Source organism: Mesoterricola sediminis, from assembly GCF_030295425.1.
GTDB classification, from domain to species: Bacteria; Acidobacteriota; Holophagae; order Holophagales; family Holophagaceae; genus Mesoterricola; species Mesoterricola sediminis.
The window spans coordinates 1,708,384-1,727,659 of record NZ_AP027081.1; the positions used below are offsets into that span (position 1 = coordinate 1,708,384).

The 19,276-nt window shown below is 71.9% G+C and carries 15 protein-coding genes; 6 read left to right on the forward strand and 9 right to left on the reverse strand.

Annotation, left to right across the window (positions count from 1 at the left end; translation table 11 throughout):
- Positions 1 to 6: 6 nt before the first annotated feature.
- Genes R2J75_RS07600 through R2J75_RS07635 form a run of 8 tightly spaced genes read right to left on the reverse strand, consistent with a single transcriptional unit; the run spans position 7 to position 9,798 of the window.
- Positions 7 to 1,263: an ROK family transcriptional regulator gene (locus tag R2J75_RS07600; protein ID WP_243334312.1), complete on the reverse strand. Its 1,257-nt coding sequence runs from the start codon at positions 1,261 to 1,263 to the stop codon at positions 7 to 9.
- A gap of 12 nt (positions 1,264 to 1,275) precedes the next feature.
- Positions 1,276 to 2,028 (reverse strand): glucosamine-6-phosphate deaminase, encoded by a 753-nt coding sequence (nagB, locus tag R2J75_RS07605; protein WP_243334309.1) that lies wholly within the window; start codon positions 2,026 to 2,028, stop codon positions 1,276 to 1,278.
- A 2-nt stretch (positions 2,029 to 2,030) separates the two neighbouring features.
- On the reverse strand, positions 2,031 to 2,879 hold the full coding sequence (locus R2J75_RS07610) for a PIG-L deacetylase family protein (protein WP_243334307.1): 849 nt from the start codon (positions 2,877 to 2,879) through the stop codon (positions 2,031 to 2,033).
- Positions 2,876 to 4,306, reverse strand: a complete 1,431-nt coding sequence (locus R2J75_RS07615; RefSeq protein ID WP_243347102.1) for a hypothetical protein — start codon at positions 4,304 to 4,306, stop codon at positions 2,876 to 2,878. The genes R2J75_RS07610 and R2J75_RS07615 overlap by 4 nt, the downstream gene beginning before the upstream one ends.
- A 59-nt stretch (positions 4,307 to 4,365) precedes the next feature.
- Entirely contained in the window at positions 4,366 to 5,223 is an 858-nt protein-coding gene (locus tag R2J75_RS07620) for a DUF3472 domain-containing protein (RefSeq protein ID WP_243334302.1), read from the reverse strand.
- Positions 5,223 to 5,783 carry an outer membrane beta-barrel protein gene (locus R2J75_RS07625; RefSeq protein ID WP_316411439.1) on the reverse strand — a complete coding sequence of 187 codons (561 nt, stop codon included), beginning with the start codon at positions 5,781 to 5,783 and terminating at the stop codon, positions 5,223 to 5,225. Before R2J75_RS07625 ends, R2J75_RS07620 begins: the two co-directional genes overlap by 1 nt.
- A 15-nt stretch (positions 5,784 to 5,798) precedes the next feature.
- Positions 5,799 to 8,981, reverse strand: a complete 3,183-nt coding sequence (locus R2J75_RS07630; protein WP_243334297.1) for a TonB-dependent receptor — start codon at positions 8,979 to 8,981, stop codon at positions 5,799 to 5,801.
- A 31-nt stretch (positions 8,982 to 9,012) separates the two neighbouring features.
- Complete coding sequence (locus tag R2J75_RS07635; protein ID WP_243334295.1) at positions 9,013 to 9,798, reverse strand: hypothetical protein; 786 nt, start codon at positions 9,796 to 9,798, stop codon at positions 9,013 to 9,015.
- 265 nt (positions 9,799 to 10,063) lie between these two features.
- Between R2J75_RS07635 and R2J75_RS07640 the strand changes: the two genes are divergently transcribed.
- Genes R2J75_RS07640 through R2J75_RS07665 form a run of 6 tightly spaced genes read left to right on the forward strand, consistent with a single transcriptional unit; the run spans position 10,064 to position 18,793 of the window.
- The gene (locus R2J75_RS07640; protein WP_316411440.1) at positions 10,064 to 10,999 is read left to right on the forward strand and encodes an NAD-dependent epimerase/dehydratase family protein; all 936 of its coding nucleotides are present in this window, start codon (positions 10,064 to 10,066) and stop codon (positions 10,997 to 10,999) included.
- The gene (locus R2J75_RS07645; protein WP_243347576.1) at positions 10,989 to 11,897 is read left to right on the forward strand and encodes a nucleotidyltransferase family protein; all 909 of its coding nucleotides are present in this window, start codon (positions 10,989 to 10,991) and stop codon (positions 11,895 to 11,897) included. The genes R2J75_RS07640 and R2J75_RS07645 overlap by 11 nt, the downstream gene beginning before the upstream one ends.
- A 1-nt stretch (position 11,898) precedes the next feature.
- Positions 11,899 to 13,029 carry a phosphotransferase enzyme family protein gene (locus tag R2J75_RS07650; RefSeq protein WP_243335950.1) on the forward strand — a complete coding sequence of 377 codons (1,131 nt, stop codon included), beginning with the start codon at positions 11,899 to 11,901 and terminating at the stop codon, positions 13,027 to 13,029.
- 13 nt (positions 13,030 to 13,042) lie between these two features.
- Positions 13,043 to 14,839 carry an MFS transporter gene (locus R2J75_RS07655; RefSeq protein ID WP_316411441.1) on the forward strand — a complete coding sequence of 599 codons (1,797 nt, stop codon included), beginning with the start codon at positions 13,043 to 13,045 and terminating at the stop codon, positions 14,837 to 14,839.
- Entirely contained in the window at positions 14,836 to 16,623 is a 1,788-nt protein-coding gene (locus tag R2J75_RS07660; protein ID WP_316411442.1) for a glycoside hydrolase family 35 protein, read from the forward strand. The genes R2J75_RS07655 and R2J75_RS07660 overlap by 4 nt, the downstream gene beginning before the upstream one ends.
- A gap of 16 nt (positions 16,624 to 16,639) precedes the next feature.
- A complete protein-coding gene (locus R2J75_RS07665) occupies positions 16,640 to 18,793 on the forward strand; it encodes an alpha-galactosidase (protein WP_316411443.1) in 2,154 nt (717 codons plus the stop codon).
- 74 nt (positions 18,794 to 18,867) lie between these two features.
- Here R2J75_RS07665 and R2J75_RS19850 read toward each other — a convergent pair whose 3' ends face one another.
- Complete coding sequence (locus tag R2J75_RS19850) at positions 18,868 to 19,215, reverse strand: GxxExxY protein (RefSeq protein WP_394365913.1); 348 nt, start codon at positions 19,213 to 19,215, stop codon at positions 18,868 to 18,870.
- Between the last annotated feature and the right edge of the window lie 61 nt (positions 19,216 to 19,276).

The window sequence follows — 19,276 nt, forward strand, 5'->3', positions numbered from 1 at the left end:
GCCCCTTCAGATCCCGGCCAGCTTCTGGCCCTGCAGGGTGATGGACATGCGGCTGAGCGTCGTGAACTCGTCGGGGTAGAGGAACGCCCGGCGGGCGGCACGGGTGGCCCCCGCCAGGAGGCGGGCCTTGGGATCCGGGGTCACCTGCACGTCCACGGCCGCCACCCGGGCGCCGATGACCTCGGCCAGGCCCTCCAGGAAGGCGTCCCGCCCCGGCAGGAAGAGGGGGGCCAGGGGGCCGGTGATGCGCACGTCGGAGACGCCGAACATCTGGATGGCGCTGGCCAGGTTGCGGCCCAGGAGCCGGGCCACGTCCACGAGGCAGGCCTGGAGGCCGGCGTGCCCGTTCCGCGCCATCTCCACCAGATCCTCCAGGGTGGCCCCGGGGGGGGCGAAGCGCCGCAGCAGGACCCAGCCGCCGGCGTAGGCCTCCAGGCAGCCCCGCTCCCCGCAGTTGCAGAGGGGGCCGTGGGCGTCCACGCTGATGTGCCCGAGCTCGGAGATGACCCGGCCGCCCTCGTCGCCGCCGTGGACGGTGAGGAGCTGGCGGTTCCGCCCGAAGGCGAAGCCCAGGCCGAGGTCCCAGTACATCACGAGGGCGGTGCGGCCGGGCGCGAGGTCCGCGGCCTCGCCGTAGAAGTAGGCGGCGCCCAGGGAGTGGGCCTGGGTGGGCACCTGGAAGCGCTCCTGCATGAGGGCCGCCACGTCCAGGCCCTCGAGGGCGGTGAAGTTCACGGCCCGCCGCACCGCGCCGGTGGCGGGGTCGAGCACGCCGGGCAGGGCCGCGAAGGCGCTGCGCAGCTCCAGGCGGCGGGCGGAGGCCTCCGCCACGGCCTTCTCGGCCAGCCTGGCCACACGGGAGGCGACCTCCCCGCGGTTCCGGCAGGAGCGGAGGCTGGCGCCCTGGCTCCAGAGGAGGGACGCGGCGAAATCCTCGAGCTGGATGAAGACGTGGGGCGGGTCGAAGACCAGGCCCAGGGCCGCGTTGGTCTCCCGGGCGAACTCCCAGTGGCTCCGGGGCCGTCCGGGGCCGCGGCCCTCGGGATCCAGGCGCAGGGCCTTGAGGAGCCCCTCGTATTCCAGGCGCTGGAAGTGGAGGTTGCAGGCCCCCAGGGAGAGGCCCAGGGCCTCGGAGGTCTCCCCCTGGGTGGCGGGTCCCCGCTCGTGCACGAACTGCATGACGCGGCGCGAAGCCAGGAGCTCGTCCAGGTTCACCCGGCCGCGGATGTACGCGGGAAGTTCCTTGCGCTTTCGACCCGTCATGCCTCCACCATATCAGGCCTCGCGCCTCCAGGCCCCGCCGGCGCCCCAGGCGGCGTCGGGATCCGCCAGGACGAGGCACCGGGGATGGCGCTGGAGCGCCGAGGCCGGGACGGCGGGGCTGGCGGGGCCGCGCAGGACGTCCTGGAGGATGGGGGCCTTGGAGGCCCCCGTGACCAGGAGCAGGCAGGAGCGGGCCGCGAGGATCGTGCCGACCCCCATCGTGAGGGCCCGGCGCGGGACCGCGTCGAAGCCGCCGGGGAAGACCCCCGCGTTCTGGGCCCGGGTCCGGGGGTCCAGGTCCACCACGCGGGTGGGGGCGTCGAAGGGCGCCGGAGGCTCGTTGAAGCCGATGTGGCCGGTGACTCCCAGGCCGAGGAGCTGGAGGTCGATGCCGCCGGCCTCCCGGATGCGGCGCTCGTAGTCGCGGCATTCCGCCTCGGGGTCCGGGGCGGCGCCGTCGGGGAGGTGCGTGTTGCCCGGCCGCAGGTTGACGTGCCGGAAGAGGTGCTCCTCCATGTAGCGGTGGTACGAGCCCGGATGGTCGGGGCCGAGGCCCAGGTACTCGTCCAGGTTGAAGGTGCGGCAGCGGCTGAAATCCAGGCCCGTCTCCCGGTGGATGCGGACCAGGTGGCGGTACACGGCCTCCATGGTGCGGCCCGTGGCGAGGCCCAGGACCAGGGCGGGGCGGGCCGCCAGGGCCTGGGCGATGTGCTCCGCCGCGCGGGCCGCCGCCTTGTCGGCGTTGTCGAGGATGGCGATCTCCATGGCTACCTGAACAGCCCGGAGGCGGAAAGGGCGGCGGGGAGCGTGGTCCGCTCCGCGGGGCGGAAGACGCCGTCCGACCAGCGCCCATGGCGGTACAGGGTGGCGAAGGCGAAGGGGGCGGCCGCGGCCCCGGCGCTCCCCACGCGCTCGCTGCCGCGGCGCACGTTGTCCGACATCCAGGAGGGCAGCAGCACGTGGTAGGGGTTCCGGGCCACCTCGCCGCGGTGGAAGGAGATCGCCGCGACCAGGTCGGCCACGTCGGCGTCGGAGCTCTCCACCATGAGGGTGGGCGCCTCCAGCGGATGCCAGAACTCGGTCTGGACCACGGCGCAGTCCAGGCCGGAGGCGGCCAGGGCGTCCTGGGCGAGGAGGCTCGTCCCCGCGTGGGTGGGGTGGCCGTCGAGCTCGTGGGGCAGGACGACCACGGCGGGGCGGCAGGCCTCCAGGGCCTCGCGGGCGCGCTCCACGGCGGCGCCCCAGGCCGCGGGATCCGCGGCGCGGGCGGCGGGGGTGATGCCCGTCAGGCCCTCCCCGCCCAGGGGCAGGACCTCGAAGCCCAGGTAGCCGCAGGCGTCCCGCAGTTCCGCCAGGCGCGGGCCGCGGCGGGCCGGATCGCTGCCCAGGGTGACCGCGGCGACCACCACCCGGTGGCCGGCCTCCCGGCGGAGCCGGAGGGGCAGGGCCCCGATGATGCACTCGTCGTCCGGGTGGGGCGAGAAGACCAGGGTCACCGGCGCGCCGGGACCGGGGGCGGCCCCGGCGGCGGAGGGCAGGCCGCCCCAGGGGATGGACCGGGCCTCGTCGAGGGTCCGGCGGAAGGCGCGCACGAAAGCGAGGTAGGGCTGGTTCACGGGTGGACCTCCAGGGAGGGGATGCTGGCGGCGGCCACGGCCTGGCCCACGCGCCGGCTCTTTTCGTCGGGCAGGAAGATGGCGGTGCGGGTGGCCAGGTCCGGGAAGTCCCGGGCCAGCACCTCCCGCGCCATGGCCAGGATGCGCTCTCCGCCGGCCCCGGTGGTGACCCGGCCCAGGATCATGGCGTTCTCCAGGTCGTAGAACTCGGCGTACCAGGCCAAGGCGTAGCCGAGGGAGGCGCCGACGGTGTCGAAGAGCCTCGCCGCCCGGGCATCGCCGCGCGCCATGTGCTCCTGGACGGCCTTGAGCCGCTCCGGGAGGCCCAGGCCGGGCTCGAAGACGAAGCCCGCGGGCCCCGCCAGGCGGTTCACGGCCTGCTGGCTGAAGTAGGCGGCCCCGATGCCGGGGTTGCCGGACCAGTCGTCGGTGCCCGCCAGGGGGTTGGCGTCCACGGGGGCGAAGGCCAGTTCGTTGAGCCAGCCCGTGACCGCGCCCTCCCGGTCCAGCCAGCCCGCGGCCTCGCTGGAGCCCATGGCGATGCCCAGCAGGCCCTTGAGGCCCAGGGAGAGGGCGCCGGCCAGGGCCGTGACGTCCCCGTCGTTGAGCACCTCCAGGGGCACGCCCCAGCGCTCGCGCAGGCGCAGGAAGAGGGGCTCCACCTCCCGGGCGAAGGCCTCGGGCGGGACCGCCCGGAAGAGGGAGGCCACCCGGATGCGGTTGTCCACGATGATGCCCGCCGAACTGCCGCCGATGGCGTCGACCCGGGGCAGGTGGGAGGCGGCCAGCTCCAGGCCCGCCTGGAGCTTCGCCAGGTGGTAGGCCGGATCGGGCTCGCCCTTGGGGTCCCAGGGCAGCTCCGCCGAGAAGACGGCCTCCCCGTCCTTCACGGCCGCCACCTTGTAGTCGCTGGCGCCCAGATCGAAGCCGATGCGGCAACCCTCCAGGTGGCCCCCCAGCGCCGCCGCGGGGGAGGCGGCGCTGGGCAGGTCCGCCGCCGCCACCCGGGTCACGGAAAAGGGCTGGGCGAAGGCCTGGGCCATCATGCGCGCGTCGAAGGCGTGGCGCCCCCCGGGGGCGTAGTCGGCGGCCAGGGCCCGGCAGAGGGCCTCGGGTCCGGCCAGGAGGACCCGGTGGCCGCCCCGGGCCCAGAGGAGGAAATGGAGGGTCCAGGCGGCGAGGCGGAAATTGTCCGCGTCCCGGCCCGCGCCCTCGGGGAAGAGGTCCAGCCCGTACCGGGTCACGCGGCCCGGCCCCTGCTCCAGGGCGAGGTCCAGGCGCGCGGGGCGGCCGGGGTGATCGGCGAGGGCCGACCGGAAGGCCCGCAGGCCCAGGGCCAGGGGCCGGAACCCCGGGTCCAGGGGCAGGGGCCGGGAGGGCGGCGCGTTGAAGAGGCTGGTCTCGAAGGATGGATCGAACACGGACATGGGACTCCTTTCCGTCCGGGGCTGTTGGTCCGGGCGGCGTCGCGGCATCGGGGCCGGCCTCAGGGTTCGGGGAGGATCGGGTCCCCGGGTCCCTGGGGGGCTCCGGACAGGGTGAGGCGCTCCCCGAGGGGGAGGTGGGTGTTGCGGGTCTCCCCGCCGGTGGCGAGGAAGAAGCGGCCCTGGGCCTGGCCGGCGTCGATGGACGCGGCCGGGTTGCGGTCCGCGGTGAAGCGGGCGGTGACCAGGGGGGACCAGGCGCCCGCCCCGTCCAGGAACCAGCCGGGACCGAAGGCGGCCCGGCGGGGCTGGGTGAGGGAGACGCGGTCCCGCTTGAAGTCCTCGATGAAACTGTAGAGGCCCTGGAGGCGGCGGCCGCCGTTGAGGGCGCTGAAGGTGACGAGGCGCCGCCAGGCGCCCCGGGCCGGTTCCAGGATCCAGCCCGTGTAGGCGGTGCGGTCCCCCTCCAGGCGGGCCGTCACGGCCAGGCGCACCGGGACCCCCTCCTTCCAGGCGAGGGGCATGAAGCTCTGGCCCCCCGTGCCCTCATCGCCGAAGCGGCCGACCCGGACCTCCGGGTCCCGGAACAGGAGGCGGACCCGCTGGGCCTCCGGCACGGCGGCGGGGTCGTCCCCCACCGTCGGGTCCCAGACCGAGAAGAGGAGGCGGCGCTGGCCGCGGTCCCCCTCCTGGATGCCGAAGTAGCCGCCCCGCCACCCGCAGACCATGACATAGGTGCCCGGGGCGGAGCGTTCGACGGTGACCTCCTGGATGAAGGCCCCCGTGTCCGGCGCCGCGTAGGCCAGGTGCACCGAGCGGCAGGCGAGACCCGCGAGTCGTTCGTCCGCACCCAGGGTCAGGGAGGCCAGGAGGACGGCCAGGGCCGTCCTCCCGGCGCGGGAGGTGGCGGGGGCTTCCATCAGAACCGGTAGCTGACCGTGAGGCTCAGGTAGGCCGGACGGGTCGGGGTGATGCCGTCGTCCGGGCTGCTGCGCCACTCGGTGAGGGTGTAGGCCGCGCCCGCTTCCCAGGCCCGGGCGAAGCGGTAGCTGAAACCGGCACGCCAGCCGAGCTTGAGGCCCTGGTCGCCGACCTTGCCGCCGCCCTCCCCCTGGCGCACCACCTGCCACACGTGGGCGGAGGGGCCGGTGAAGACCTGGACGCGGGTCCAGGGGGCGTAGACGATGTCGAAGCCCACATGGGGCCCGGCCAGCTCGTACGTGGTGCGCTCGGTGGTGCTGGTGGCCGCGGGCAGCTTGGTCCAGCCGCCGTAGACCCGCACATCGGTCCCGAAGTCCTGGGGGTGGAACTGGTAGCCCACCTCCGCCTGGAACCCGCCGCCCACTTTGCCGGTGAGGTCCTGGGCGTTGCCCTGGGCGAAGGCGAGGCCGCCCGTGATCACGAAGCTGTCCGTGCCCTGGGCGGAGGCCAGGGTGGCCCCCGTCAGGGCGAGGGCGAGGATGGTAAGGCGCTTGTTCATGTCATGCTCCTCGGCCTAGAACCGGACGCCGGTCTGGATGGACACGGACCGGAGCCCGTTGCGGTAGATGGTGTTGCCCAGCGAATCCTTGCCGTAGATGCTCGCGAGGTTCGCGCCCAGCTGGTACCCGTAGGGGTTGCGCGTGGCGGCGCCGTTGATGGTGTCCCGGCCGGCCTGGGCGGGCAGGGCGTAGATGCCCGGGGTGCGGCTGTTGAACAGGTTGTCGACCTGGACGTTGGTGAACCACACCAGGGTGCGGAGGATGGGGAACTCGATGTTGTACTGGAGGTTGATCGCCCAGCTGTCCTCGTTGGTGAACTGGCCCGCGCCGTAGTACTTGGCGAGGCTGTTGATGAGGCCGCCGGTGTTGCTGTTCGGGCCGGAGGGGCCGTCGTAGTAGCCGGGGATGACCTCGTAGGGGATCGTGTACGAGAAGGTGCGGCTCGTGGGCGTCCCGCTGGTGTAGGTGCCGCGCAGGCCCAGGTTGGACTTCACCTTGCCGGCCGTGAGGTCGTAGGTGAGGAACCACTTGATGACGTGCTGGGGATCCCGCAGCGTGGAGGGGTTGAACTCCTCCCGGGTCATGTAGTTCAGGTACCAGGACCGGAAGTTGGTGCTGTTGTTGGTCTGGCTGGAGCTGCGGCTGGGGCTGTCCACCAGGTTCCGCACGTTGCTGACGAGGCGGGAGAAGGTGTAGTTGCCGCCGAAGGTGAGCTTCCGGGTGAAGGGGATGCTCCATTCGATCTCGACGCTCTTGTAGGTGCGTTCCGCGTCCGGATCGTTGCGGAGCACGGAGCGGAAGGCCGGGTTCCCGCTGGCGGAGGTGAACACCTCGCCGGGGAAGAAGTCGTAGAGGTTCGTCCAGTTGCGGTAGACGAGGCTGGCGCGCCAGAAGCCGCCGTTCTTGTAGGTGCGGCGGAGGCCCAGGACCCACTCGTTGGAGACGGGGGCCTTCCAGTCCTTGTCGACGGTGAAGGTCTGGCCGGCGTAGCTCTGGTTGGCCACGTACCCGTAGTTGGAGAGGTTGAGCAGGGCCGCCTTGTCCACCAGGTAGGGGGTGGCGGAGCCCTGGTTCCAGTAGAGGGTGGTGGCGTTGGCCAGGCGGCCCGTGATCATGGGGTAGAAGAGGCTTCCGGGCTGCCGGGAGTGGAACTGGCCGAAGGAGGCGTTCAGGATGCGGGTCTGGTCGCCGTAGATGTCCCACTTGTACTCGAAGCGCACGGTGGGGATCCCGTAGGAGGCGATGGTCTTGACGGTGTCGCTCACCTTGAGGCGGTCGTAGCGGAGGCCGGCCATGATGCTGTGCCGCCCGTTGAGGGTCCACAGGTCGTTGACGTAGTAGGACTCGGTCCGCATCTTGTACGACCCGGCCTCGCTGCCGGAGAGCACGCGCACCCGGGGGATCAGCGTCTCGTAGCCGGAGCCGATGACGGGCTCGGAGGGGTAGGCGGGGTCCAGGTCGCTCTGGAGGGCGGCGTAGTTGAAGACGATGTACTTCCCGGCGTAGGCCGAGGGGTCCTTGACGCCGGCGCCGGAGATGTCGGCGGCGGTGAGATCGTCGGCGATCTGGCCGGGGGCCCAGTAGGTGTACTTGGCGCCCTGGGCCTGGGTGTTCCACTGGAAGGTCTCGAACTGGAGGCCGACGTCGATGATGTGCGTGCCGGCCTTCTCCAGCAGGTGCTGGTAGTTGAGGGACCCGCTCTCGCCGCGGAGGGTGTCGCCGCGGTCGGTCACGAACCCGTTGGTGTTCACCGTGGTGCCGCCGTTGTCCCAGCCTTCGAGCAGGCTGTTGGCCAGGTAGGCTCCGCCCGCGTCGGCCGTGCCCGTGGGGTAGGTGTTGAGGTAGATGGGCGGGGAATCGGGGCTGTAGGGGTGGGGGAAGGCCCGGGTGGTGCGGCTGAACCGGCCCTCCAGGACGCCGTGGGTCCCGATGACGCCCTTGTAGGCCAGGTTCCAGGTGCGCATCTTGTAGGCGTCGTTGCCGGACATGTTGCCGTTGATGACGCCGTAGGTGGAGATGTAGTCCTGGTCGTCCTGGGTGTAGTTCCACTCCAGGGAGTGGTCGGGGGCCAGCTGGGCGAAGACCACGAACTGGTTGTAGGTCTCGGCCTGGGTGTCCGTGGTGTACTTGCCCTGCGCCCAGAGGTTGGAGCGGCGGACGATCTGGCCGTTGGCCTGGTTCTTGTAGAAGATCCCGTTCGGGTCCGTGGCGACCGAGGGGTTGTTCTGCAGCACGTCGAAGGGGTAGGAGTAGTACTGGTCGGGGATCAGCACGCCGCCGTAGGCGAAGGTGATGTGGTCCTTCCAGAGGGGGCCCTTGATCGTGTATTCGAAGCGGCGGGAGATCTCGTCCGTGGCCGGGTTGAAGGCGGCGACGGCGCCGGTGCGGGTGGCGTAGGGCGTGTCGTTGGCCTTCCAGAAGGGCCGCGAGAAGTTCAGCCGGACCGAGCCCTGGAACGTGTTGGAGCCCTTGGTGGTGACGATGGAGACGATGCCGCCGTCGGTGTTGCCGAAGCGGGCGTTGAGGGGGCTCTGGACCACGGCCATGGAATCGACCATGTCCGCCAGGGTCCCGGTCTCCAGGGCGTAGCCGCCGCCCTCCTCGGTGATGGTGGCGCCGTTGAGCACCATCTTGGTGCCGTGGCCCGTGCCGCCGCGGATCTTCAGGGCGCCCTGCTCGGCCAGGTTGCTGGTGGAGAGGCCGGGCGTGAGGAGGCCGAGGGTGGCCAGGATGGAGGAGGAGTCGCTGTTGCCCAGCTGGTTCAGGGTCTCCATGGCCACATTGGTCTGGGTGACGGTCTCGGTCTTGTCCACCTGGGCGGCGGAGGCCACCACCTCGACGGTGGCCGACTGGGCCTTCTCGACCTCCTTCAGCGGGCGGAGGGAGAGGTCGAAGCGGGCGACTTGGCCCGCCAGGACGTGGAGGGTGCCCTTGGCGCCCAGGTAGCCCGGCGCGTCCGCGCTGATGGCATAGGCGCCGTTGGGCAGGAGCACCAGGCGGTACGAGCCCGCGGCGTCCGTGGTGGCGGTGCGGGTGCCCAGCAGGGCGGGGGAGGAGATCTGGATCCGGGCCCCGGGGACGGCCTTTCCGGCCTTGTCGGTGATCCGGCCGGTGAGCGTGCCCGTGGTGTCCTGGGCCGAAAGGGTGGCCGCCGCCAGCAGGAGGGCGACGGACGGGAGGGTTCTGCGGATGTTCATCGTGCGTCTCCGTTCAGGGGGGGTCCCGCGCTCACAGCTTCAGGCAGAGGGCGACGTCGAAGGAGAAGCCGCGCTTGGTGGACGTCTCCAGGACGGGGGCCGCCCCCGTGTAGGTCGTCGGACGGTAGTCCTGGTGCTTCAGGCCGAAGCTCCGCAGGTTCAGCTCGACGGCGAAGTCCTCGCCGATCTCCTGGCGGAGGCCCGCGAAGGCGCCCGGCGCGAAGCTCGTGCCCGAGGAGACGAAGGCGAAGCCCTCGTAGTACTTGCCGAGGCTGGTCGCCACCTGGGTGGGGGTGCCGGACGCGTTGACGTACATGGGCCGGAGGGTCCCCGTGAACTCGGAGGACACCTTGTAGGCCTCGAGGCTGATCCCGGCGTGCCAGCTCAGGCCCTGGTTCCAGGAGAGCGGCGCGGCGTAGCCGAGCTTCAGGGAGAAGCCCTGGGCGGACTCCTTGCGCAGGTCGAGGGACTCGTTGGGGCGCAGGAAGTAGGGGTGGCCCGTGGCCGGATCGGCGATGCCCAGGCCCGTCCCCGCGGGGGCGTGGATGGCGCCGGAGAACGGGGTGGCGTCGTAGTTCTGGCCGGGCAGGATGTCGAACCCCAGCTCCGCCGTGAGGCGGCCGGAGCCGTAGGCGCGGCTGGCGCCGAGGGCGAAGCCGAAGATCTTGTTGTCCTTGAGCTCCTGGCGGGCCGAGCCGCCCTTGAGGCCGGTCTTGAGCTTCAGGTCGAAGCTCATGTCCGGCTCTGCGGCCAGAAGCGGGGCGAAGGCGGCGGCAAGCACGGTCAGGGCCCGGAATGCGGTGAGGCGGTCCTTCATGGGGTTCCTCCCTGGGTTGGTTGGGTGATCCGCCCGGGCGGGGCGGAAGCAGTGGGTTCCGGAGGCCGGGGAATATTTTTTTGAGCGAACAAAACAATTGCCCGGGTGAAGAATTTTCTGTAGCTTATGGATGCCCTCCAGCGGGGTCAAGCGGAATATCGCTTCATCCATCAAAATTTTTCGAGTCATCGATAAAACGCCCCGGGTCCCGGGAAGGGGCCCGGCGGGGTAGGGGCGGGTCTGCCCCGGCGAGCAAGGAGCATGCATGCACATCCTCGTGACCGGCGGCGCCGGATTCATCGGAAGCCATGTGGCGGACCGCTGCGTGGCGGAGGGGCACCGGGTGACGGTGCTGGACAACCTGCGGAGCGGGTCGGAGGCCAACGTGAACCCCCGCGCGGACTTCGTGCGCATGGACCTGCGGGACCCGGGGCTGCCGGCGCTGGTGGGCAAGCTGCGGCCCGAGGCGGTGCTGCACTTCGCGGCCCAGATCGACGTGCGGGTGAGCTGCCAGGATCCAGTGTTCGACGCGGAGGAGAACGTGCTGGCGACGCTGCGGCTGATCGAGGCCGGGCTGGCCTCGGGGATGGCGCGGTTCGTGTTCGCGTCCAGCGGAGGCGCGATCTACGGGGAGGCCTCGGGACGGCAGGACGAGGCGCACCCGGAGGTGCCCCTGAACCCGTACGGGGTGGCGAAGCTGGCGGTGGACAAGTATCTGGCGGCCTACGCGGTGCAGCGGGGCCTGGCGGGCTGCAGCCTGCGGTTCTCGAACGTGTACGGCCCGCGGCAGGGCTCGAAGGGGGAGGCCGGGGTGGTGGCGGTCTTCTGCAAGGCGCTGCGGGCGGGACGGGCGCCGGTGGTGAACGGGGACGGGCGGCAGACCCGGGACTTCCTGTTCGCGCCGGACATCGCGGAGGCGGTGTCGCTGGCGCTGGCGCGGCGGGCGACGGGGGTGTTCAACCTGGGGACGGGGATCGAGACGGACATCCGGACCCTGGCGGAGGGGCTGTGCGAACGGGCCGGGGTGGACCCCGGGGCCATCGTCCACGCGCCGGGGATCGCCGGGGAGCAGCGGCGGTCCTGCCTGGACCCGGGGAAGGCCGCGCGGGAGCTGGACTGGCGTCCACGCACCGCCTTCGCCGAGGGCCTCGGCCTCACCTGGGACTGGTTCAGCCGGAAGGGGGACGCGCATGAAGCTTGAGATGGTGGTGATGGCGGCCGGGATGGGCAGCCGGTTCGGCGGCGTCAAGCAGCTGGAGGCGGTGGGCCCCGCCGGCGAGACGATGATGGACTTCGCCGTCCACGACGCCCTGGCCGCGGGCGTGGAACGGGTCGTCTTCGTGATCCGGCGGGAGCTCGAGGCGGATTTCCGGGCCCAGGTGGCCTCCCGCTACGAGGACCGGGTGGAGGTGGCCTGCGCCTTCCAGGACCTGGACGACATCCCCGCCGGGCACCGGCCCCCCGAAGGCCGGACCAAGCCCTGGGGGACGGGCCACGCGGTGCTCGCCGCGCGGCACCACGTGGAAGGCCCCTTCATCGTCATCAACGCGGACGACTTCTACGGCGCCCACGCGTTCCAGGCCCTCGCCGGGGCCCTCCGGGAACCCGCGGCGGGGCCGTTGCCGGTCCACGCCATGGTGGCCTTCCGCCTGGCCAACACCCTGTCGCCGCACGGGACCGTGGCCCGGGGCCTCTGCGACCTCACGGCGTCCGGGACCCTGGCGGGGATCCGGGAGCACACGGGGATCCGCGCCCTGCCCGGAGGCGGGGCCGACGAGGCGGGTCCCGGGGGCCTGGTCCGCTTCACGGGGGAAGAGCCCGTCTCCATGAACATGTGGGGATTCCGGCCCGGCATGATGGCGGCCCTGGAGGGCTACTTCAAGGCCTTCCTGTCCCGGCTGGGCGGGGACCCCAAGGCGGAGTTCTACCTCCCCGCGGCGGTGGACGCCCTCATCCAGGAGGGGAGGGCCCAGGTGCGCGTGCTGGAGACCCCCGGCCGCTGGTTCGGAATAACCTACAAGGAGGACCGCGCGCGGGTCCAGGCCGAAATCAGGGCCCTGGTCGCGGCCGGGCAGTACCCGAAGGCTGGAGGAATCTGACATGGAAGCCCAGGAAACGCTTCTCAGGACCGTCTTGGGACGGTTCCTCGTCGAGGCGGACTTCATCTCCGGACGGCCCCACGGGACCGGACACATCAACGACACCTTCGCGGTGACCTGCGACCTGGGCGGGCGCCGGATCCGCCTCCTCCTCCAGCGCCTCAACACGCGGATCTTCCTGAAGCCCGCCGAGCTGATGCGGAACATCGAGGCGGTCACCAGCCACATCCGCCGCAAGCTGGAGGCCCTCGGGCTCCCCTGCAGCCGGCGCGTCCTCACCCTGGTCCAGGCCCGGGAGGGGGGGACCCCCTACGTGGACGACCCGGTCCTGGGCTTCTGGCGCTGCTACGTGTTCATCGAAGGGGCCCGCACCTTCGACGTGATCGAGAGCCCGTCCCAGGCCTTCCAGGCCGCGCGGGCCTTCGGCGCCTTTCAGGGGCTCCTCGCCGACTACGACGGACCGCCACTCCACGAGACGATCCCGGCCTTCCATCACACCCCGGGCCGGCTCCAGCGCCTCCTGGACGCCGCCGCCCGCGACCCCCTGGGCCGCGCCGCCGGCTGCGCCGAGGACCTGGCCTTCGCCCGCTCCCGGGCGCCGCTGGCCCCGGTCCTGGCGGACCTGCAGGCCGCGGGCGCCATCCCGGAGCGGATCACCCACAACGACACCAAGCTCAACAACGTCATGCTCGACGAGGAGACCGGCGAGGGCGTCTGCGTGGTCGACCTGGACACGGTGATGCCGGGCCTCTCCCTCTTCGATTTCGGCGACATGGTCCGGACCGCCTGCAATCCCCTGGCCGAGGACGACCCCGATGTGGGCGGCCTGGAGGCCCGCGAGGACATGTTCATGGCCCTGGCCGAGGGCTACCTGGAGGGGACCGGCGGCGCCCTCCTGGCCGTGGAGCGCGACCTGCTGGTCACCGCCGGGCAGCTGCTCACCTACGAGTGCGGCCTCCGGTTCCTCACCGACCACCTGGAGGGGGATACCTACTTCCGCATCCACCGGCCCGGCCACAACCTGGACAGGGCCCGCAACCAGTTCGCCCTCCTGCGCGGCCTCGAGCGCCAGGAAACGGGCCTCCGCCGGAGGCTCTCCGCCCTTCCCGCCCTCGCCGGCGGCCGATCCTGATCCCGGGGGAACCATGAGCAGCACCCGCAACGTCCGCCAGATGCGCTACCTCCTCTTCATCGCCGGCATGGGCGGCCTCCTCTACGGCATCGACCTCGGCATCATCGCCGGCGCGCTGCCCTACCTGGAATCCACCGCCTCCGTCGCGTGGCGGCTCAACGCCCAGCAGATGTCCTTCATCGTGGCCGCGGTCCTGCTGGGGAGCGTCCTCAGCTCCCTCTTCGCGGGGGCCCTCTCGGACCTCCTGGGCCGCAAGCCCGTCATGGTGCTCGCGGGCCTCCTCTTCACCCTCAGCATCCCCGTCATCGCCCTGGCCGGGGGCTACACGCCCCTCCTGCTCGGGCGGCTCCTCCAGGGGGTGAGCGGCGGCCTCATCGGGGTCGTCGTCCCCCTCTACCTGGCGGAATGCCTGGGGGCGGGCAACCGCGGGAAGGGCACGGGGATCTTCCAGCTCCTCCTCACCTTCGGTCTCGTGGTGGCCGCCCTGATCGGGCTCCACAACGCCTGGAAGGTGGACCAGGCCGTCAAGGCCGCCCACGCCGCCGCCGATCCCGCCTCCCAGGCCGCCCTCATCTTCGCGGCCAAGGACCACGCCTGGCGGAACATCTTCTGGATGGCCCTGGCGCCGGGCCTGGTCTTCACCCTGGGCAGCCTGGCCCTGGCCGAGTCGCCCCGGTGGCTGTTCCGCAGGGGCCGCCTGGAGGCCGCCCGGGCCGCCCTCCTCCGCACCCGGAGCGCGGCCGAGGCGGACCTGGAGCTGGGGGAGATGGGCGCGGCCGCGTTCCCCGCGGGCGAGGCCGGCGCGAAGGACTCCCTGTTCAGCCGCCGCTACGTGATCCCCTTCGTCCTCGCCTGCGTCATCCTCGCCTGCACCCAGGCCACGGGCGCCAATTCCATCCTGGCCTACGTGGTGAACATCCTGAACCAGGCGGGGCTCTCCGGCGCCGTCGCGAACCTGGGGGACGTGAGCCTCAAGGTCCTGAACGCGGTCATGACCGTCGTCGCCGTGGCCCTGGTGGACCGGAAGGGCCGGAAGTTCCTGCTGATGGTGGGCACCGGCGGCATCGTCGTGAGCCTGACCCTGGCTTCTCTCCTCTTCTTCTCCAGCGAGCGCGGCCGCGTCGACCACCGCCAGGCCGTCCAGGCCATGGTCGCCGGGGATGCCCTGGACCTGGACTTCGGCCAGGCCTTCGCCGGGCCCCTGGCGGCCGCGGCCCGGGAGGGCCGGCCTGCGCAGCTCACCCTCGTCTACGCGTACGGCCCGTTCACCGATGTGCGGACCCGGCGCACCGACGACCCCGATCCCAAGCCCCTGCGCCTGAGCCGGGACACCACGGTCCAGGCCGACAGCGTCCTGGGCCGGGCCTTCCGCCGGCTCCACCTGAACCCCTTCCCGGATCCCGCCGAGGGCGCGAACGCGCCCCTGGTCATCCGGAAGGCGGAGGTGGGCCCCGTGCCCGGCGCCGCCCACGGGTGGCTCACGGCCCTGTGCATCGCCGCCTTCATCGCCTTCTACGCCTCCGGCCCCGGGGTCTGCGTGTGGCTCGCCCTCTCCGAGCTCATGCCCACCCGCATCCGCTCCAACGGCATGAGCGTGGCCCTGCTGGTGAACCAGTTCGTCTCCACGGCCATCGCCGCCGTCTTCCTGCCCGTGGTGGGGACCTACGGCTACGGCGCCATGTTCCTCTTCTGGGCCTGCTGCACCGTGGTCTACTTCCTGGCCGCCACCTTCGTGCTGCCGGAGACCAAGGGCAGGACGCTCGAGGAGATCGAGGCCCACTTCGCCGGCCGCAAGGGAGCGGCGCGGTGAGGGCCCTCCTCCTCTGCGCCCTCGCCCTGGCGGCCCAGGCCGGCCAGCCCCGGACCTTCCAGGTCCGCGGGGGCGCCTTCGTCCTGGACGGGGCCCCGGTCCAGATCCGGAGCGGGGAGATGCACTACCCGCGGGTGAGCCCGGACCAGTGGCGGCCCCGCATGCGCATGATGAAGGCCATGGGCCTCAACGCCCTCTGCACCTACGTCTTCTGGAACCTCCACGAGCCCGCCCCGGGGCGCTTCGACTTCTCCGGGGGCCTGGACCTGGAGGCCTACCTCCACACCGCCGCCGAGGAGGGCCTGATGGTCCTCCTGCGGCCGGGCCCCTATGTGTGCGCGGAGTGGGAATTCGGCGGACTTCCGGCCTGGCTCCTCGCGGAGCCGGACCTCCAGGTCCGCACCGCCGATCCCCGGTTCCTGGCCGCCGCCCGGCGCTACCTGGAGGAGGTGGGGCGCCGGGTCCGGGGCCTGCAGGTCACCCGGGGCGGGCCCATCGTCCTCGTGCAGGCGGAGAACGAATACGGCTCCTTCGGCAAGGACGAGGCCTACAAGGCGGCCATCCTCGGGATGTTCCGGGCGGCCTTCGAGGTGCCCCTCTACACGAGCGACGGCCCTGACGCCGCGCTCCTGGCCGCCGGGGCGATGCCCGGCCTGCCGCCGGCGGTGAACTTCGGGGCCGGGGACGATCCCTCCGGCGCCTTCGAGGCCCTGGCGGCCTTCCGCCCGGGGACCCCCGCCTTCTGCGGGGAGTACTGGACGGGCTGGTTCGACCACGTGGGCGAGGCCCATCACCGGGTGCCGCCGGGGCCGGGGGCCGCGGGCGTGGCCTGGATGAACGCCCGGGGCGTCAGCTACAACCTCTACATGTTCCACGGCGGCACCACGTTCGGCTTCATGAACGGGGCCAACTGGGCCGGGCGCTACCAGCCCGATGTCTCCAGCTACGACTACGACGCCCTCCTGGACGAGGCGGGGCGGCCCACCGCCAAGTACTTCGCCTACCGCGAGGCCATCCGCGGGACCCTGCCCGCCGGCGCGGAGCTCCCCCCCGTGCCGGCCGCGCCCCGGACCCGGGCCATCCCCGCCTTCCCCTTCCGGGAGGCGGCGCCCCTGGAGGGCCTCCTGGGGACCCCCATCGCCGCGGAGCGCCCCCGCGCCCAGGAGGCCCTGGGCCAGGCCACGGGCTGGACCCTCTACCGCCACGTGCCCGCCGCCGCGGCGAGGGGCGTGCTGGAGGTGAAGGGCCTGAAGGACTTCGCCCTGGTCCGCCAGGGGGACCGCATCCTGGGGACCCTGGACCGGCGCCTGGGCCAGAGCTGCCTGGACGTGGTCCTGGAAGCCGGACGCCCCCTGGATCTCCTCGTGGAGAACGGGGGCCGCATCAACTTCTCCCGGGAGCTGCAGAACGAGCGCAAGGGCCTGGCCGACGTCCTCCTGGACGGGAAGGCCCTGCGCGGCTGGGACCATCACCCCCTCCCCATGGCCGACCTCGCCGGCCTCCGGTTCCGCCGGGGGCCCGTGAAGGGCCCCGCCTTCCACCGGGCGGCCTTCCGGCTCGCGGCCCCCTGCGACACCTTCCTGGACGTGCGCGGCTGGGGCAAGGGCTTCGTGCGGGTCAACGGCCGGAACCTGGGCCGGTTCTGGGACAAGGGGCCCCAGCGGGCCCTCTTCTGCCCGGCCTCCTTCCTGCGGGCCGGCCTCAACGAGATCGTCGTTTTCGACCTGGAGGACCGGGGCCGCCGCACCATGGCCGGCCTCCCGGATCCCCCCGACCAACCCTGATTCGACCGGAGCTCCCATGCAACGCCACCTCCTCCACCTCCTCGCCGCCGGGGCCCTGGCGTCCCTGCCGGCCCTCCACGCCGTGGACTTCCCGGGCAAGGCCCCGGGCCGGGCGGCGGCCACCGCCGCCGGCGCCCAGTACCTGACCCTCTCCAACGACGCCCTGTCGGCCTCCTGGGGCGTCTTCGGCGGCCGCCTCGTCCCCGCCACCTTCCGGGACAAGCTGGCCGGACGGGACCTCGAGGCCCCCCGGGAAGCCTTCATCCTGGCCTTCCACGACGGCACCCAGCTCAAGGCGAGCCGGATGCGCCTGGTCTCCTTCGCCGTGGAGCCCGTGGCCCCCAGGCCCGGCGCCACCAGCGAGGCCGAGAGGGCCCCCGGCCAGCAGGCCCGGGCCACCCTCCGCTCCCGGGACGGGGGACTCCAGGTGGAGTGGCAGGCCGTCCTCCGCGACGGGTCCAACTACGTGCGCCAGCGCATCGTCATCACCCCCCTGAAGGAGGACGCCGACATCGCCCGCGTCACCCTGGTGGACCATTGGCTCCGGGACGCGGAAGTCTCGGGCCAGGTCAATGGCTCCCCCGTGGTGGCCGGCACCGTCTTCACCGGCTTCGAGCACCCCATGTCCGTGACCCAGCTGGAGGCCGGGGGCGCCCCCAGGGTGGTGCCCGTTCCCGGCGCCGACGAGGGCCCCCTGGGCCCCGACGCGGTCCGGGCCGCCCAGGCCTCCGACGCCCGCTGGGGCAAGGCCCACGCCACCTGCTGGCTGGACCTCGCCCTCCCCCTGCAGAAGGGCAAGACCTTCGAGGCCTCCTCCGTCCTGGGCGTGGTGCCCGAGGGCCAGCTCCGGCGCGCCTTCCTCTACTACGTGGAGCGGGAGCGGGCCCGGCCCTACGGCACCTTCCTCCACTACAACTCCTGGTACGACATCGGCTTTTTCACGCCCTACGACGAGAAGGACTGCCTCGGAGCCATCCGCGGCTTCGCCGAGAACCTGGTGGAGAAGCGCGGGGTGAAGCTGGACAGCTTCCTCTTCGACGACGGCTGGGACGACACCTCCAAGGGCGGGCAGTGGGTGTTCCACAAGGGCTTCCCCCAGGGCTTCGCCCAGGTGCGGGACGCCGCCGCCCGGATCGGCGCCGGCCCCGGCGTGTGGCTCTCCCCCTGGGGCGGGTACGGCAAGCCGCGCATCGAGCGCCGCAAGAGCGGCCAGGCCGCAGGCTACGAGACGGTGCCCGATCCCTGGGATCCCAACCCCGAGTACGGCCAGCTCTTCGCCCTGTCGGGCCCCAAGTACTACGAGAGCTTCCACAAGGCCTGCCTGGAGATGGTGACGAAGTACGGCATCAACCACTTCAAGCTGGACGGGACGGGCAGCATCAATTCCGTGATGCCCGGCAGCCGGTTCGGCAGCGACTTCGAGGCGGCCATCAGCCTGATCCGGGACCTGCGCCAGGCCAAGCCCGGCCTCTTCATCAACCTCACCACCGGCACGTGGCCGAGCCCCTTCTGGCTCTCCATCTGCGACAGCATCTGGCGGGGCGGCGAGGACCACAGCTTCGAGGGCAAGGGCTCCGACCGGGAGCGCTGGATCACCTACCGCGACGCCGACACCTACGAGCGCATCGTCAAGGGCGGGCCCCTCTTCCCCCTGAACAGCCTCATGCTCCACGGCATCATCTACGCCAAGGGCGCGCGGGGCCTGGACTCGGATCCCGGCAAGGCCTTCACCCACGAGGTCCGGAGCTACTTCGGCAGCGGCACCCAGCTCCAGGAGATGTACATCAGCCACGGCCTCCTGACCCCCGACAACTGGGACGCCCTGGCCGAAAGCGCCAAGTGGGCCCGCGCCAACGCCGGCACCCTGGCCGACACCCACTGGGTCGGCGGCGATCCCCGCAAGGGCGACGTCTACGGCTGGGCCTCCTGGTCCAGCGCCAAGGGCCTCCTGACCCTCCGCAACCCCTCCGGCGAGCCCCGCGCCTTCACCGTGGACCTGGCCCGGGCCTTCGAACTCCCCGAAGGCGCCGCGACGGCCTACACCGTCAAGCCGTCCTACCGCCAGCGCGAGCTGAAGGAACTGGAGGGCCTCCGGAACGCCTACAAGCCCGTGGCCGTCACCCTGAAGCCCTACGAGGTCCTCGTCTTCGAGGCCCTGCCCGCGAAGTGAGCCGGGGAGGGCGGTCCGCCCTCCCCGTCCCCTTCAGCCCGGATCGCCGGCGCGTCCATGCCGTTTTCCCCGGTTCATGCGGCCCGAAGGCCGCATGAACCGGGGAAAACGTTCGGGGGCACCCTCCTAGGGTGTGGTCGTAATCTAGGATAGTAATGGCTAATACCCATCCGTGCCGGAGCATGGAGGAGCTGGAATCGTGAGTCTGTGCTGCAGTGCCTGATGGCGCCGCGCATTCGCAGCATCCTATTGGAACGCGGAGGCGCGGAGGATCTCGCTGAGGCTCGCGGAGAAAGGATCAAGCCCACAAGCCCCCTCCACTCGATATCCAGGAAAACCTCCCGCTTCACCTTATGGCCGGCCAGTCTCAGGGAGTGCGCCAGACAGACCTTGTAGGGATCTTCCAGGAGTCCGTGCCCCAGAGCCTTTGGGACGTGTCATTGGGAGGTGGCAGGTTCCAGGAGCGCTTTCCTCCGCGACCCT